Origin of the sequence: Paenibacillus nitricinens (assembly GCF_052056485.1) — a bacterium.
Taxonomy (GTDB): domain Bacteria; phylum Bacillota; class Bacilli; order Paenibacillales; family Paenibacillaceae; genus Paenibacillus_AQ; species Paenibacillus_AQ nitricinens.
This window is the reverse complement of record NZ_CP183948.1, coordinates 4,673,569-4,689,739: the sequence shown is the minus strand read 5'-3', so window position 1 is coordinate 4,689,739 and position 16,171 is coordinate 4,673,569. Positions and strand designations below refer to the sequence as shown.

13 protein-coding genes and 1 riboswitch are annotated in these 16,171 nt (G+C 43.3%); of the genes, 9 read left to right on the top strand and 4 right to left on the bottom strand.

Annotated elements, in window-relative coordinates; genetic code table 11:
- The first annotated feature begins 37 nt into the window (after window positions 1–37).
- A complete protein-coding gene (locus tag ACN6KS_RS20890; protein WP_256990446.1) occupies window positions 38–1,063 on the top strand; it encodes an iron-hydroxamate ABC transporter substrate-binding protein in 1,026 nt (341 codons plus the stop codon).
- 71 nt (window positions 1,064–1,134) lie between these two features.
- Here the strand turns inward: ACN6KS_RS20890 and ACN6KS_RS20885 are convergent, their stop codons facing one another.
- Window positions 1,135–2,163, bottom strand: a complete 1,029-nt coding sequence (locus ACN6KS_RS20885; protein ID WP_440960399.1) for an ABC transporter substrate-binding protein — start codon at window positions 2,161–2,163, stop codon at window positions 1,135–1,137.
- Between the two features lie 103 nt (window positions 2,164–2,266).
- Entirely contained in the window at window positions 2,267–3,850 is a 1,584-nt protein-coding gene (locus tag ACN6KS_RS20880; RefSeq protein WP_440960398.1) for an ABC transporter substrate-binding protein, read from the bottom strand.
- A 145-nt stretch (window positions 3,851–3,995) separates the two neighbouring features.
- On the opposite strand from ACN6KS_RS20880, the gene ACN6KS_RS20875 reads away from it, so the two are divergent.
- The 5 genes from ACN6KS_RS20875 (at window position 3,996) to ACN6KS_RS20855 (ending at window position 7,977) form a co-directional block, all read left to right on the top strand.
- Window positions 3,996–4,355 (top strand): (2Fe-2S) ferredoxin domain-containing protein, encoded by a 360-nt coding sequence (locus ACN6KS_RS20875; RefSeq protein ID WP_094872157.1) that lies wholly within the window; start codon window positions 3,996–3,998, stop codon window positions 4,353–4,355.
- Between the two features lie 168 nt (window positions 4,356–4,523).
- On the top strand, window positions 4,524–4,733 hold the full coding sequence (locus ACN6KS_RS20870) for a hypothetical protein (protein ID WP_280786629.1): 210 nt from the start codon (window positions 4,524–4,526) through the stop codon (window positions 4,731–4,733).
- 169 nt (window positions 4,734–4,902) lie between these two features.
- A complete protein-coding gene (locus ACN6KS_RS20865) occupies window positions 4,903–6,057 on the top strand; it encodes an AI-2E family transporter (RefSeq protein ID WP_094872160.1) in 1,155 nt (384 codons plus the stop codon).
- Between the two features lie 19 nt (window positions 6,058–6,076).
- Window positions 6,077–7,549 (top strand): carboxylesterase/lipase family protein, encoded by a 1,473-nt coding sequence (locus ACN6KS_RS20860; protein ID WP_280786628.1) that lies wholly within the window; start codon window positions 6,077–6,079, stop codon window positions 7,547–7,549.
- A 23-nt stretch (window positions 7,550–7,572) separates the two neighbouring features.
- On the top strand, window positions 7,573–7,977 hold the full coding sequence (locus ACN6KS_RS20855; protein WP_440960397.1) for a VOC family protein: 405 nt from the start codon (window positions 7,573–7,575) through the stop codon (window positions 7,975–7,977).
- A gap of 52 nt (window positions 7,978–8,029) precedes the next feature.
- Here ACN6KS_RS20855 and ACN6KS_RS20850 read toward each other — a convergent pair whose 3' ends face one another.
- Together ACN6KS_RS20850 and ACN6KS_RS20845 are read right to left on the bottom strand one after the other, a co-directional pair.
- Complete coding sequence (locus ACN6KS_RS20850; RefSeq protein ID WP_440962428.1) at window positions 8,030–9,526, bottom strand: N-acetylmuramoyl-L-alanine amidase; 1,497 nt, start codon at window positions 9,524–9,526, stop codon at window positions 8,030–8,032.
- A 207-nt stretch (window positions 9,527–9,733) separates the two neighbouring features.
- A complete protein-coding gene (locus tag ACN6KS_RS20845) occupies window positions 9,734–10,924 on the bottom strand; it encodes a substrate-binding domain-containing protein (RefSeq protein ID WP_440960396.1) in 1,191 nt (396 codons plus the stop codon).
- Between the two features lie 209 nt (window positions 10,925–11,133).
- A riboswitch (FMN riboswitch) is annotated at window positions 11,134–11,282 on the top strand.
- A 126-nt stretch (window positions 11,283–11,408) separates the two neighbouring features.
- Here ACN6KS_RS20845 and ACN6KS_RS20840 point away from each other — a divergent pair.
- From ACN6KS_RS20840 to ACN6KS_RS20830, 3 genes are all read left to right on the top strand, one after another.
- Window positions 11,409–12,368: a DMT family transporter gene (locus ACN6KS_RS20840; RefSeq protein WP_094872164.1), complete on the top strand. Its 960-nt coding sequence runs from the start codon at window positions 11,409–11,411 to the stop codon at window positions 12,366–12,368.
- A gap of 302 nt (window positions 12,369–12,670) precedes the next feature.
- A complete protein-coding gene (locus ACN6KS_RS20835; protein WP_094872166.1) occupies window positions 12,671–14,422 on the top strand; it encodes a sensor histidine kinase in 1,752 nt (583 codons plus the stop codon).
- 11 nt (window positions 14,423–14,433) lie between these two features.
- On the top strand, window positions 14,434–16,074 hold the full coding sequence (locus tag ACN6KS_RS20830) for a response regulator transcription factor (protein ID WP_280786810.1): 1,641 nt from the start codon (window positions 14,434–14,436) through the stop codon (window positions 16,072–16,074).
- Window positions 16,075–16,171 lie beyond the last annotated feature (97 nt).

Below are 16,171 nucleotides of genomic sequence, written 5' to 3'. Positions count from 1 at the left end.
ATATCATAATAATATAAAGTCTCAAGGAGGATTTACATTGTACAGGGTAATATCGTTAGGAAAAACAAGCATGATAGCCGTTGTGCTTACGCTGGTGCTACTGTTGAGCGCATGCGGACAAGCTGCTAATCAGGGGAATGCTCCAGCTAGCACGTCTGCTGATGTGGCTAAAAGCACTAATGATTCTGTAGTTGCCAGCACGGAGCCGGCTGCTGATGCAGAGTACTGGACATACGAAAGCGACAAAGGTCCGGTGCAGATCCCACGCAATCCACAAAGAATTGTAATTCCGGTACAAGACTTTATTGGTGATCTTCTGACACTGGGGGTGACGCCCATTGCCGTAGCTGGGAATGATATCTTGAACCATCCATATTTCAAAGAGGCGCTTACAGGTGTAGAAGTAGTGGGCGATGACATGACGGTGTCCCTGGAGAAAATAACGAGCCTGGAACCGGATTTAATTATCACTTATCAGGAAGATACCTATGAGCAAATCTCCAAGATTGCTCCGACTGTCTTTATTCCTTGGGGTAAATACGACTATAAGGAACGATTGATTGAGATCGGGAAAATCTTGAACAAGGAGCAGCAGGCTGTAAAGTGGGTGGCGGATTTCAATCAGAAGCTGGAAGCGAAGAAAGCTGAGTTGGCCGATCTGATCGCAGCTGACAAAAAGGTGGCAATCTTTGAAATTGCCGGTAAAGAGCTGTATCTATACGGTTCGTCATATGGGCGTGGTGGAGAGATTATATACAACGGATTGGGGCTGCATGCACCTGATCTTGTCGAAGAGGTAGCCTTTAAGGAGGGCTGGGCTTCCCTTTCTCTCGAAACGCTGCCCGAATATCTAGGAGAAGCTGATTATATATTCCAAGGCTTCAGCCGTGGTGTGGAGCAGGATAAGCTGGACATTCTGGACAGTGTCTTTTGGAAAAGTCTACCTGCTGTTAAGGCGGGTCATGTGTTCACATACGATCTCAAAACTTATTATCTCTCTGATGCTTATGCGCTGGACAAGCAGTTGGATGAGATAGTTACGTTGTTGAAGTCACTACAATAAGTTAAATTTGAAGCGTGAGAAGGGATGTCCGCTTAGCCGCTATGGCTTCGGACATCCCTTTTCCTCATGCATTATTTATTATTTATTAGCCAATCGGCCAGCTCTTCGGTCTGGGTTAATACCGCGATAGGGTCATAATACCAGGAACGTTCTTCTTTCCAAACATAGAGGTGTCCATTTTTGACAGCAGGAAGGTTGCCCCAAAATGAATCAGCCTTGTAATCAGCTTCTGTAAGGTTATTTGAGGTTAAGATAATATAATCTCCGGCATACTTAGTTAACGCTTCTTTAGATATTTCCGCCCATTGCTTCTCCATAATCTCCGCGGCTACTTCTGTAGGCGGCTTGCGACCAAGCGCTTGATAGATGGGCTGTCCGCCTCGTCCAAAGTTATCGCCATAGACCCAAATGGATTTTCCGCCGTCTTCCATGATGGAGAAGGTTGCATCTGCCGGGAGGATCTTGTCCACTTTTGCTTTAGCTTCGGCTATCCGTTTGTCATAATCTGCAAGCCAATTCTTTGCTTCTTGTTCCTTTCCAAGGAGTTCTCCGAAATAGGTTAATTCTGCATGAGCATCTTTTAAATCCCCGTAAGGCACAATAATGGTAGGAGCAATTTTGCTAAGCGTTTCATAGCTTTCTGCTTGTCCCGAAATAATCAAGTCAGGATTTAGTGCGATGATTTTTTCAGGTGACATTTTACCGTACGCTCCTGTGTCTGTAACACCTGTAAGAGCCTCCTTATAATACATATTCTCTAAGGTCAAGCCTGGAGCTCCGATAGGAATGGTATCAAGAGCTATTAGACTTCCCAAGTATTCCTCAGCGACAATTCGTTTAGGATGAACAGGGATTTCAACATCACCTTTTACGGTACTTACTGTTTTGACAGTAGGGGTTTCAGCACTTTCTGCTTCTTGACTAGTTTCGGTTGGTGCTTGTGTTGCTGCTGTTGTATTACTGGTGTTACTGATACCACCTGTATTCTCCACCGTAGTATTGGAATTTCCACAAGCTGATAGGACTAGAATTAACGTCAGCATGAAGGGAAATAGAAGCCAATGATTCTGTTTCGAAGTATTCTTGTGTAGATTATGCAATTTGTTGTTCCTCCTAAGGTAATTGATTATCATTCTCAATAAGAACTTTACAATCTTCTCTGGTTATTTACTATGGACGAATATGATCTTCGTTTGTGCATATTTATGATGTCATCACACGTAGCAATTCTTTAAGCTGTGCTTGAGAAGACAGCGGATCAAATCCATAGAACATGTCACCCTTGTTCAGGATGTATACCCGATTGTTACGGACTGCATCTAACTGCTTCCAATCACGAGAACGCAGAAGGCGAGAGAGGCGTTTTCTTCCCTCAGAAGATGATGGGATGCTAGTGATAATAATATAGTCTGCAGGATAGGTTCCGATTTCCTCAATAGATGACACTAGATACCCTGAATCCATTATTCCGTTCTCCATAATGATGGATGGTGGCTTGAATCCAAGATCTCCGTACAAAATCTGACAACCCCTACCGTAACTGCTACTGAAACAATAAGCTGCTCGGGAACTAAGCTCCCAAACGATGGCTGTCCCTCTTTCCGATCCTATCGAATGGTTCAGTTTCTTATTGGCCGCATGGCAGAGCCCGTCGTAATGACCTAACCATTCTTCCGCTCGCTGTCGCCGGTTAACCACATCAGCGATCAAACCAAATTGCTCTCGCCAGCTCATTTGCATAAAGGGTAATTCAATGACCGGAGCAACTGGAGTCAGGATCTTATTCTCCGGAATATTGTAGCTGATAATAATATCAGGCTCTGCTGAAGCTATCGAATCAAATAGGGAAGAGCTACCTTCGTTCAGCGCTAGTTGCTTGGAGGCAGGCACTTGCTCCAAGCTCCGATGCCAATCCGAATAAACACCGAGTTGAGGCATGATTTCCAGTACTCGTAGGATAGCTGTGTGGTTGTAGTTCAAAGCAACAACTTTTTTGTTCTTATTCTGATAGGCTGTAGGTGAAAGGCCCACAAGCTGCTTGAATTTACGGCTGAGATAAGTCCCTTCTTCATAGCCAACCTCGTGCGCCAGAGTTGTTAGATTGGGAGAACTGGTGAGAATTCGTTGCTGCGCTCTGCGGATTCTTAACAGTGTAATATAAGCACTGAAAGTTTGACCCATAATTTTACGAAAGGTACGTGAGAAGTGTTCAGGGCTTACCCCAGCTAACGTAGCCATCTGCTCCCGAGTGATATCTTCGTTGTAATGCGCTTCTATGTATTTAAATACATGTTCAAGCCAGCTTCCTGATGTTTCCTTTGTTGCAGCCAGTTCATGATGAAGATTCACGATCAATTGAGTGAATAATTGCTGGACCTTAAAAGGCTTCCGATTATCGGGTTGTATCCAAGCACTATAAAGCTCACCTGACAGTGCTATCAATTCTGTGGAGGCATGGTGTAAGGAGGCGCTGTCATTTAGAAAATAATCCTCATGATTACGGTTGGCCGTACTGGCGTACTCTATCCACATCCCCTGTAACTGTTGCTCAGTTTCTAACTTTAAATTAGAAGATGCAGCAAAATTCTTGATGCTTCCGGGTTTGAGGTTGTGAGGTTCGCCATCTATCTCAAGCTGCCCCTTACCTTCCCAGACAATCATAATACAGGAATTCGTAGCCGGGATGTTATCGGTTGTGTAGTGGGAAAGACTTGTTAGGCTACTAATCTTAACAGGCATATAAAAAGGATGGGAATGATGTGGCATCCCGCCGGATTGGATGGGCATGGTAGAAATAATCCCCTTTTCAATGATAATCATTCTCAATTATAGTATACCAGTCTTTCTTTCTATTGACTATAATAGCTCTTATGATAGTGTTTAGAATAATCCGCTAACGGGATATTTTAGGCATGAAAGGAATGGGGATTTCATGACAACTTGGAATTTACAAGGAACCGTAAGTCACTTGTTGATATGTAATGGTAGCAGCTGCAAGAAACACAAAGGTGAAGAGGTAGCTGAAGCGATAGAAGATGAGATTGAAAAGCAAGGTGCACAGAGTCTTATACATACGACGGTAACCCGTTGTAATGGTAGATGTTCAGATTCCTGCGTCGTGATCGCATACCCTGAAGGCGTGTGGTATAAAGAGATCACACCTAAATCAGCGAAATCGCTAGTACGGAAGCATTTACAGGGCGAGAGACTTGAAGATCATCTGCTGTATTCTTATGATGGTCAGCTGATGGCTGCAGATGACAAGGGAGCTAAAGGGAAGAAGAAAAAATAGCTGTCCATAGATCGAAGTTTCGCAGCTGAGTGGAATCAAAGCAGAAATGATTGAAGTACCGTCAATGCGCTGGCGGTATTTTTTTGTCTTTTCAGGAAGGCAACGTTGTTTCTTTTAGTTCAGTAGAGGATCATGATTGAATGAAAGGAAGATCTAGGGGGAATAGACATGTTTAAGAGGTTTACAGTGGATGATCATGCAGAAACGGCGCAGTTGTTTGCGGAATCTTTTTGTGAATTACATGGAGAAACTTTTCATACATATATGAAGCTTGAGGCTTATCACTGCCTTGTCGTAAAGAAGCCTGCAAACGTTGGAGGATATTTACGGCTTGCGACTGAAGAATACAGTACTACGATTACAGAACTCATGGCGTAGCGGATGCCAAAAACCCGGATTCTAACAAAGTATATCAATCGATTGGTTTTGTGGAGGCGGGCAGAATTACAGATATCAAATTTGACTTGCGCCCCTAACGTTGACTATGCTATTAAAAAGTGAATAAAATAACACTTCATATAAGGTGGCGCATGGGGGAGAGGGTTCGATGGAGAGGCTGCAGGTGTGGCCGGGGAAGTTTAAAAAGTTTTTTCTGAACAATAAATTTGTGGTAACGTTACTTATTTTATTGTTAACTGGGGTAACTATCCTGGTGTTTTCAAAGATACCGTTTATTTTTACGCCTATATCTGTATTACTGCACACGGTGGCGGCACCATTGTTACTATCTGGTATCGCTTATTACTTGCTGAATCCGTTAGTAGACCTAATGGGAAATAGATTCAGGATGAAACGTGTGTATGCAATCATCATTCTCTATCTGTTAATTGCAGGTATTATTACGTTGATTCTGGTGATGGTGATTCCGATTCTTCGAACGCAGTTATCTGGTTTGATTGACGATTTTCCAAGGTATAGTGACTTGATCCAGGAACGATTTATGAACCTGACGGGAAGCGAATTCTTTGGTCAAGTTCAAGACAGTATAGGAACCAACCTAAGTGAAATTACCAGTAAAATTACGGCTTGGGGAACTTCTTTTCTGAATAATGCGCTAACAGGCGTAGGGAGCTTCGTCGGAGCCGTTACGGAAATTGTGCTGGCGGTGGTGACGACACCGTTTATTCTATTCTACTTGCTTCGTGATGGAAAAAGATTGCCAGATTACATTTTGAAATTTGTACCTACCGCGCTGCAGCCGCAGACTCGGATGGTAATGTCGGAAATGAACGCGCAAGTATCTTCCTATATTCGAGGGCAAATAATAGTAAGCTGCTGCATTGGTGCGCTGCTCTATATTGGCTATTTGATTATTGGTCTGGAGTATTCACTTGTTCTTGCCATTGCCGCTGCTTGTACAGCAGTTGTTCCCTATTTGGGTCCGGCAATTGCTATTACACCAGCCTTAATTGTGGCCATGGTCACTTCACCATTTATGCTGCTGAAGATGATCATCGTTTGGACGGCTGTACAGCTGATTGAAGGGAAGTTTATCTCTCCGCAGATTATGGGCAAGACACTGAAGATTCATCCGATCACGATCATTTTTGTGATTATTTTTGCCGGCAAAATGTTCGGCGTTCTTGGCATTATCCTTGCAGTTCCTGGTTACGCGGTGCTCAAGGTTGTATTTACACATATTTTTCAATGGTTCCGGTTCCAGTCCGGATTGTATAAGCAGATTGAAGAGAATAAGGAATAATGTGGAAGGGTGAAATGTAATGGTAGGACCGATAGCAGTAACCTCTTACGGTAAGCTTCAAGGACGAGAGGAGGATGGCGTGAACGTTTGGCGTGGAATCCCTTTTGCCGCTCCACCAGTTGGAGAGCTTCGATTTCGTGCGCCGCAGCCACCAGAAGCTTGGAGCGGAATTAGAGATGCTTCTGAATTTGGTCCAGTTAGCCATCAGCCAGCGGATACGAGAGGTACGCGTTTCGGTGGATTAACACCTCGTCATTCTGAAGATTGTTTATATTTAAATGTATGGTCACCTGCATCCCCAGGCGAGGCACTTCCTGTAATGTTCTGGATTCACGGGGGGACATTTGTGACAGGTGCGGGAAGTCAGCCACAGTTTGATGGCACTAGCTTCGCGAAGAATGGAAATGTAGTCCTGGTGACGATTAATTATCGACTGGGACCGTTTGGTTTTATGCATCTGTCTTCGCTTGGTGATGGATTTGCGTCTAATCAAGGCTTGCTGGATCAAATTGCCGGGCTGGAATGGGTAAAGCATAATATTGCCGCCTTTGGAGGCGACCCTCAGCGAGTTACGGTATTTGGAGAATCAGCTGGCAGTATGAGTATCGCAGCCCTTCTGGCTATGCCTGCTGCAAAGGGATTATTTGCTGGAGCGATCATGCAAAGTGGGGCTGCTCAAACTTTGCCAAATCAGCAAGGAAAAGATATTGCTGTAGCATTACTTACTGAACTAGGCATTTCCCCTGATGGAGATACTAGCCTACTTAATACTTTCTCAGCGGAACAAATTATAGACGCAGCCACAAGAATGACCATTAAATTAACGGGTGGTTCAATAGGCATGTTATTTCAGCCTGTCATTGATGGGGATACGCTTCCTATAGATCCTGCACAGGCTGTGGCAGAAGGATCGGCCCAGGGGATTCCATTGTTGATTGGAACCAATCGAGATGAGGGTAATTTATTTTTCAGGGGAGAGACACCAGGTGCAGACTTTGATGAATCGCTCAAGGCGCTGGAGCAGATGATGGGAACTGGAAGTCTGGCGGAGGTTGCCAGCCACTATTCTTCTACATGGGAAGGACAGGCGGAGATTCTAACGGATCTATATTTCTGGGGTACTTCTATATCCTTAGCTGAGAATCAATTGGCCTATGCGCCTGTGTGGATGTATCGTTTTGATGGGACGGTCCCTGGCCATCCATTGTTAAATAAAGCTGTACATGGTGCGGAAATTGTCTATGCTTTTAATAATTTGTCTCATGTAACTCGTTTGGGCGCGGAAATTACACCGGGGATGCAAAAATTGGCTAAAAGTATGCATGCGGCATGGATTGCCTTTGCTCATCGTGGAAACCCAGCTACATCTGAGCTATCATGGCCTGAGTATAATCTGGAAGAACGTCCTACACTGATCTTTGATGAAGAGATGCGAGTAACTCAAGATCCCGATTCAGAGAAACGCAAGAGAATTGTCTCTATTCTGGTTTGAGAAGTCTGAGGGGATGAACGGGGATGAAAATTCAAGGATTTAATCATGTGACGGTAAATGTGAGTGATTTATCACGTTCATTGAATTTCTATACGGGTATTTTGGGTCTTCAGCTAATTCACAAAGGGAATACAGATGCTTATCTGGAATGGGGGAGCGCATGGATTTGCCTCATTGAAAAGCCAAAATACATTGAATTAATGAGCAATGTAATTGGGATAGACCACATTGCTTTTAGTATAGCGGAAGAACATTTCGAGGAGGCAGTACAGGTACTCCGTACCCACGAAGTACGAATCATTAGAGGACCTGTTAAAAGGGGAGTAGGCTGGACAGTCAACTTTCTCGATCCAGATGGGATTCAGTTAGAGCTGCACACTTCTAATCTAAGAGAACGAATGAGTGTTTGGAATAACAAACATGAATAAATAGAAAGAGGAGCTTCAAAGCCAATTGGTGGCTTTGAAGCTCCTCTTTTTTCTATCGACCTAAATATTCCTTTATCCCTAGAACTACTACTTCGGCTATCCTATTCTGTACATCCACGGTGAAGAGTAATCCTTCGTCCTTGGTATTACTTAAGTAACCACATTCTAATAAAATGGCTGGCATTTTAGTTTCTCTTGTTACATGATAATTCGCTTGACGAACCCCTCGATCCTGAAGACCTGTAGCAACAGTAAGATATTTATGAACGGTTTGCGCGAATAATAAACTATCTTTACGTGTGTAATAGGTCTCAGTACCACTAGGATTGCTCTTACTGCCCACTGGGATACTATTGGCATGAACAGAGATGAACAAATCTGCTTTTACCTTATTGGCGAGGTTGGATCTGTCCTGTAGGGTCGGGTATGTATCATCACTTCGAGTGAGCACAACCTCAATATTTGGCTCTTTCTTTAGTAGTTCTGCAATTTTCAGTGCTGTTGGCAAGGTGAAATCCTTCTCTTTTCGGTTACTTCCGGTGCCAGGATCTTTCCCACCATGTCCTGCATCAATGACGATTATCTTCTTGTCTGTGTTGCCGGTTGAAGGTGGAGGCGTTGTAACCGGTACTTCTGGTACAGTGGTTGCAGGAGGCGTGGTGCTTGTCCCATTTAGATCCACTATAATAAGTCCATCGTTAGCATTTGTTACACTGTAGTTATTCGCGCTGTTCAGATCAATCACGATCCGGATCGTAGAGGGAGAACTACTGAATAATGAATAACGAATGGTTGAGACGTTAGGATATTCGGTAATCGTCAACTGCCCACTTTGGTTTTTTCCGACAGAAAGGTTCTGATGAAAGCTGTCGCCAAAGCTGGTATTCGGTAAATCTACGACAATTCGGTCTTTATCTGTCATTGTGAATACATTAGGTGTTACACTACCGTTCACCGCAACGATTAGTTTATTATCAACGAAGCTAAGATTTGTGACTGCAGCCGTTGAGGAATTTCCGTCGGTTGCTGTGTTACCGTTGGATGCATTATCAGAGGGTGCGGTTACAGAAGTGTCTGGAACTGTAATTTCTGGATCGCTTCCGCCAATCTCTGGCACTGGAGAAGTTAAGTAGACCGTTTTGGTCACATTATCCCAACCTACAGTAGTTCCTGTCTGTTCACCAACAAATCTTAAAGGAACGAGGGTCGTGTTGCCACTTAGAAAAGGAGGGTTGTCCAGTTTTACCTGTTTCCCCGAAGCCTCTGCCATCGCATTATTCACGATAAGCTTTAATGTCGTTCCCTTTTGCTCAATGGTTGCAGTCTTGGTCACATTATCCCATTTCACGGTATAACCAAGCTGCTCCGTAACGAGGCGAAGTGGAACCATCACGCTTCCATTTACAATTTGAACTTGTGCTTCTTTAGAAATCTTAAGATCATTGCCGTCTAGATTGATGTGTGTCTCTGCAGAGCCGGCATAACCAGTTCCTGGATGAACCAGCACCAACAAAAGCAGCAGTAACGCCAAAAAACCAAACTTCTTCATCTGCAATCCCTACCATCCCCGTTTCTTGGTTTCTAGCAATTCTTACTTTTTCTTCCTTTGATGCAGTTTCAGCGTATATAATTCTTAAACGACAATAGTTTCCAAAAGTTGCGCTCTTTTAGAGTGAAAAAGGAAAAATTTCGGTAGAAAAAGCGAAAAGAGAGCTTTCCCAAACATTTGGGTTAGCTCTCTTTCCCTAACAATATTTTATTTCAAAGAAGTATAACCCGTTTTTTCTACCAATTCCTGACCCTGAGCAGATTGCATCCAATCTAGAAAGGGCTGAATATTGGGGTTGTCACTTCCGGCAGTCACAGCATAAAATTCTGTAGCCAAAGGGTACTGTCCACTACGAATACTCTCTTTGTCGGGCTTAACACCATCTATGGCGAGTAGTGCAATTTCCCCGCTTTGATTCATTTCTGAGGCGTAGAATAAGAAGCTGTACCCGAGTGCATTTTTATAATTGCGATAGCTGGATGTTTGTTTAATGATTCCGCTCATAATATCTGCGACGTCTTCCTTAGGTGGTGTCATGAGTATGGTATCTCCCATAAACTTTTGCAGCATCGTCTGGCTCCCACTATCCTCTGGCCGTTGAAAAGCGCGAATACGGTTATTAGCTCCGCCTACATCTTTCCAATTGGTGATCTTGCCTGCGTAGATATCTTTAAGCTGGGCGGTAGAAAGTCCAGTCACTACGTTTCGTTTATTCACAAAAAATACGAAAGCCTCGCGCCCAATAGGTGTGAGCTTCAGCTCGACGCCTTTTCGCTTCGCATGTTTTTGCTGAGCAAGAGAAGGAGCAGCCACAAAAATAATATCGGTTTCACCTTCAATTAGTCTTTTGTAAGCTTCCGGTGTGCTGCTGCAAATTACTTGGCCGATTTGAAAATCATATGGTTTATAATTGCCCACAGGATAAGCAGATTGCACGAAAGCTGAATACAGTGGGTAAAGTGCGGTTGCACCATCCAGCTTGGGTGGATTGCTATCGATACTATAGGCAGAAGGTTTGTCTAATTTCACTGCTTTCGTATTCTCAGCAAAGGGTTCATATTGTACGAGATTGACCTCCCGATCATCGACCGTGGCAATGCTGTTAGTATATGCTTGCTTGATCTCATATCCTGCGGTTACGAGCACACTAAGTCCGAGGATGGATAGCAATATTATATTGCTTGTTTTTCGGGACAACAAATCAAATATAAGGAGTACAACGTAAATGGCTATTACCACAGATAAAATCGCCACAAGAGGAGTATAAAAGATAAGCCCCCCGAAAAGCGCAGTAATTATCGAACCTATGAATCCTAAAAAAGCTATGACTCCGACCGCAAAAAAGGAGAACAATAGCTTCGTCCAGAATGACTCCTTCATCCAAAATGATTTCTTCATAACAACCTCCTTAGAAAAATTCCTAAACTATGGAAAAATAAACATAATTTCATTATACAGATTTTTGTGGATGAGACAGTAGAACAATAACGAAAAAAATATGTAATAAAAAGCTGTAATACATGAAAATTTTATGTATATTTTCATAAAGTACTGGACGAATGGCAAGAAGAGGTTTATTCTGAGATTGTGAAAAAAACAACGGAATACAAGATTCTCGGGGTAGGGTGAAATTCCCAACCGGCGGTAATGTTCAAAGCGAACTAAGCCCGCGACTCACTTGTTCTGCTTGCAGAGAAGTGACTGATCTGGTGTGAATCCAGAGCCGACGGTAAAGTCCGGATGGGAGAGGATCATAAGATAAAGGCGCTAGGAGTCTATCCTGTACGTCTTTATTGATAATGCCCCCGAATCGACCTTTTATGGTGATTCGGGGGTTTTTGGTCTCTTATCGAGGGTTTGTATCGACAAGGAGAATGGGATTATGAGTAATGTAACAGCTTCAACATCAGCTAATAAGGTAAGCAGCACGTCGCCGTTACGCAGTGGTTTTTGGCTCGTTGTGTTCGGTGCAGCACTATGGGGCGTGGATCCGCTCTTTCGTATTATCCTCTTAAAATCATTGACCTCATCGCAAATTGTTCTTTTGGAGCATGTGGTGCTTTTCTTGGCTGCTTCCCCTGTTCTTTGGCGTCACCGGGCGGAGCTAAAAGGCATTGGATTCCGCCAGATTGGAGCTTTGCTAATTGTTTCCTGGGGAGGTTCTGCCGGGGCAACAATTCTATTTACGATGGCACTCTCCAGTGGGGATTTAAATGCTGTGCTGTTGCTGCAAAAGCTTCAGCCGATATTCGCTATCGGTCTTGCAGCCTTAATTCTTAAAGAACGTCTGCCTAAAAATTTCGGGATCCTCATTACTGTGGCTCTGGTAGGAACCTACCTGCTGACCTTTGGCTGGAGCATTCCATTCGGACATGTGAACAACTTTATCGGTGTTAGCAGTCTGATGGCCTTAGGAGCGGCCGCATTATGGGGTGGCTCGACAGTAATGGGACGTTATCTGCTTGGGTCTATGAAATATGAGACAGTGACTTCCCTAAGATTTATAATGGCGCTGCCGCTGCTTTTCGTAATCACCACATTAGAAGGGGCTCCTTGGCAGATTAATGGTGGATTTGGTGCATCTGCTGCCATAGCCATTAATTTGTTGCTGCAGGCTTTGCTGCCAGGACTGCTCAGTATGCTAATGTATTACAAAGGACTCAGCACTACCAAAGCTTCCTTCGCTACATTGGCTGAACTAAGCTTTCCTATGACGGGAGTAATCATTAACTGGATCGTATTCCAGCAGCTCGTCACCCTACCGCAAATTATCGGGTTCGCGTTGATCTGGACTGCTTTATTCTTTATATCGAGTCAACAATCTAAAGCACAAACGCTCTGAACAGACTCTGATTGTATAGATTGAACTAAATAAAGTATAAAGGGATGACTGAATGCCTAGAGGCTTTCGGATCATCCCTTTTTGTATGTCTCAACAATACATTAGACTGCAAAAACTGCAGAAATGTTTCGTACGTAGCATATAGCGTAATAATTTAAGCCTTTACAATAGAGAGGACGATAACAGTGCTTGAACAAGCTATCACCTGTCTACCTCATTGTGCGGGGAGAAATTATCTATGCGTTAATGAAGATTATTTGTACAATAGAGGCTATGACATTTGAGTCGGAGTGTGAAGGAAAGTGTATAGATATAATTTATTTACCAAAATCGTAAGTATCATGGTCATCATGCTGATTCCTATTACGATCCTCTATTTCTATTCCAATAAGACGACCACGGATGTGCTACGTACGGAGTTAAATACTTCGAACAGCAATCAGCTCAGTTTTTTTCAGAATCAAGTCGAGAGTAATATGGAGCTGTTGTCCTCCTGGCCGATCCTGCTCATTCATGATCCTGATATTTTGAGCTTAAAGGATACTTATTTAAAGGGGACACATTTGAACCTGGATGCAATAAATCTGATTAAGCGGATTCAGACCAAAATCAGTATTCAGGAAAGCTCCTCCAACTGGAAGAGTAAGTTGTATCTATATTCACCGTCGATCCACCGAATGGTGTCAGAGAATGATGCTTTACCATATTCGGATGAGGATTTGAAGCGGGAAGTAAAGTCAGGCTGGCATGTAGAAAAGATCATTGAGCAGGATGGCGACCATTTTGTGTTCTCTTGGTTTTCTTTTACCCCCTTCATGTCAGAGTTCACTCCTGAAAAGGCCAATACGATTATGAAGGTGGAGTTTGACAGCCGAAACATTGAAGATATGCTGGATAAATTTAAAAGTGATGGCAGGAGAGATCCTTTTTATTATAAACAGGGTACTGGACTTATCTTTAACCGTAGTGCTGACAAGCTGCTAGCTAATGAATTGGTAAATAGGCTGGAGCAAGAGCAGTTGAAGCAAAGCGAAAATCGTACAGTGAACATTAATGGTGAGTCCTACAGTGTAAACATAGTCTTTTCGGATAAAATGGGCTGGTATTTGATCGACTATATGCCGCTGTCAGAAATACTGCATCCAATCCAAACCTCCAATCGCTTATTTTATTTTGCTATTGGTGCATTGTTATTAATGAGCTGTCTCGTAGCCTATCTACTATATGTGCAGGTGCAGGTGCCCGTTAGATTATTGGTTGGAGGCTTCCAGAGGTTGAAGCAAGGAGACTACTCTGCGCGGGTGGAGATCAAAGGTAAAAATGAGTTCAGCTTCCTGTCCGGAAGGTTTAATAGCATGGTGGAACAGATTCAGAAGCTGATCGAGAATGTGTTAATGGAAAAAATCCATGTTAGGGAAGCCAGATTAAAGCAGCTTCAATCTCAGATCAATCCGCATTTCTTCTATAATTGCTTCTCCTTTATTACGAGTATGGCGAAGCTCGATAATATGGGTGCTGTCGTCGGTATGTCGCATAATTTATCCCGGTATTACAGATATACGACCCGCCAAGAACGCGATCTTGTCGCTTTATCTGAAGAAACGGAATTTGTGACTCACTATCTAGAGATCCAAAAAATGAGGATGAGCAGACTTCAATATGAAGTTCTTATCCCCCCGCAAATGCGGAAACGGGATCTTCCTCCGTTGGTTCTTCAGCCTTTGGTCGAGAATGCGGTTATCCATGGAATTGAGCCTGTCTCTAAAGAGGGGCTGGTGCGAATTACGGGCACATGCAACGGAAGAGTTATGACATTAACGGTTGAGGATGACGGAAAAGGCATGACCCCGGAGGAAATTATCGTATTGGAAAATAAGCTAGGCAAAGCGATGGATGAAGAAATGGGCTGCGGGCTTTGGAATGTGCATCAGAGAATGCGGCTGCGTTTTGGTGAGGATGCAGGATTGACGATTGCACCATCATCACTTGGAGGACTACAGGTTAAACTTCAGTGGTTGCTACCACTAACTGACAATAATATGGATGACATCTAGGAGGGAATATGTTGATAGAGATCTTGTTAGTCGATGATGAGCCTTATGTAACAGAAAGTCTGGCCCGCACGATTCCGTGGGACGAGATTGGCGTAAAGCAAGTGCATCAGGCGGCATCAGGTGCTGAGGCTCTGGAAATATTGGAACAGCAGGATATAGATATTATGGTTACTGATATTTCTATGCCGGGAATGTCCGGGTTACAATTAATTGAAACAGTGAGTGAGAAATGGCCGGATATCCGTTCGATCCTACTGACAGGTTATTCTGATTTTCAGTATGCTAAGAAGGCGATTCAGCTGCAGGCCTTTGATTATATTTTGAAGCCGGTAAGTGATGAAGAATTTATCAATAGTATCTCCGGAGCGATTGAGTCGCTAAAAGATGAATGGGAGGCACATGATAAATACCATTTGCTACTCTATAATCGGAAAGCCGATTACAGTGTTTTACGGGCCAACTTGATGCATGAATTACTACTTGGTAGAGTGCTGTCTGAGCGGACACTTGCTTTAAAGCTTAAGGAATATGAAATCTCTTTCGAATCAGATGTTGAAGCGGCGATGTTATTGATTCAGCTGGGTAAACATTATGCCGCAATGGATCATCATTCGGTTTCCCTAATGGAATATGCCATCGGCAATATTGCCGAGGAGCTCTTTAAAGAGCAGTTCCATGTCTGGTTTTGCAAAGCACCCCATGATTGTTTAATTTTGCTTGTCGAGCTGAAGCCAGTCATCCAGCGGGAGTTAGAGAAGTCGAATAATTACGATGCTGCGAGACAACAAATCCTTAAGTCAGCGATCGCTAACTTCAGAATTAGTGTGAGTAACTACCTGAAGGGTGAGATATCGCTTATCGTTACGGAGTGGTTTGCTTTTCCCGAAGGGATGACGGCTGCCTATCGAAGTGGCTTAAGTTCAATGTTTTTGACAACACATAATGAAACAGGCTCGGTACTTTATCTGGGGGATCGTCATCTTCAGGAGATGATGAGCATCAAATCACTCGAAAGCCTTTACCGTCCGCCAACGCTTATTCATTTGCTGGAATCTAAGCAATGGGATACAGCCCGCGAGAAAATCGCTGATGTGTTCCGAGATATGGAGAATGCGCGATTTTCAAGTGAGCATCTGTATGAAGTTTTTTTGTCCATTACTAATGCGTTCATGTACATTGCCCACAAAGGGGGGCAGTTCATCTCACAAATCGACCAATATGCGTTCGATCCGATGTTGACTCAGAGCATCATTGTTTCTTTTGACAAACTGAAGGATTGGGCGTTCGATATGCTAAACAAGCTTCAGAAGGAACTCTCAGAAAGTGATCAGAATACGAAAAGTTACATTATTAAGCAGGTACATGAGCTGGTAGGGAACCATTCCGGACATGATCTGTCGGTCAAGACGATAGCGGATCATGTGTATCTGCACCCCGTATACTTATCTAAAATATATAAGGCAGAGACAGGAGAAGGGCTCGGAGACTATATTATCCGCATGCGGATGGAACGTGCACTTTATCTGCTTAAGAATACGAATAAAAAAATCTATGAAATCACTACCGAACTCGGATATCAAAATCCGCAATATTTCAGCAAAATGTTCAAAAAGCATTACAATATGACACCAAATGAATTTCGTGACGGATAGAGAGGTTGAGAAAGGTGCAGAAACCTTGTTTAAATGACGTATTCGACATCATCTTCGTTCCCTATAATTAAGTCATAACCAACACTTAAGGAATCTA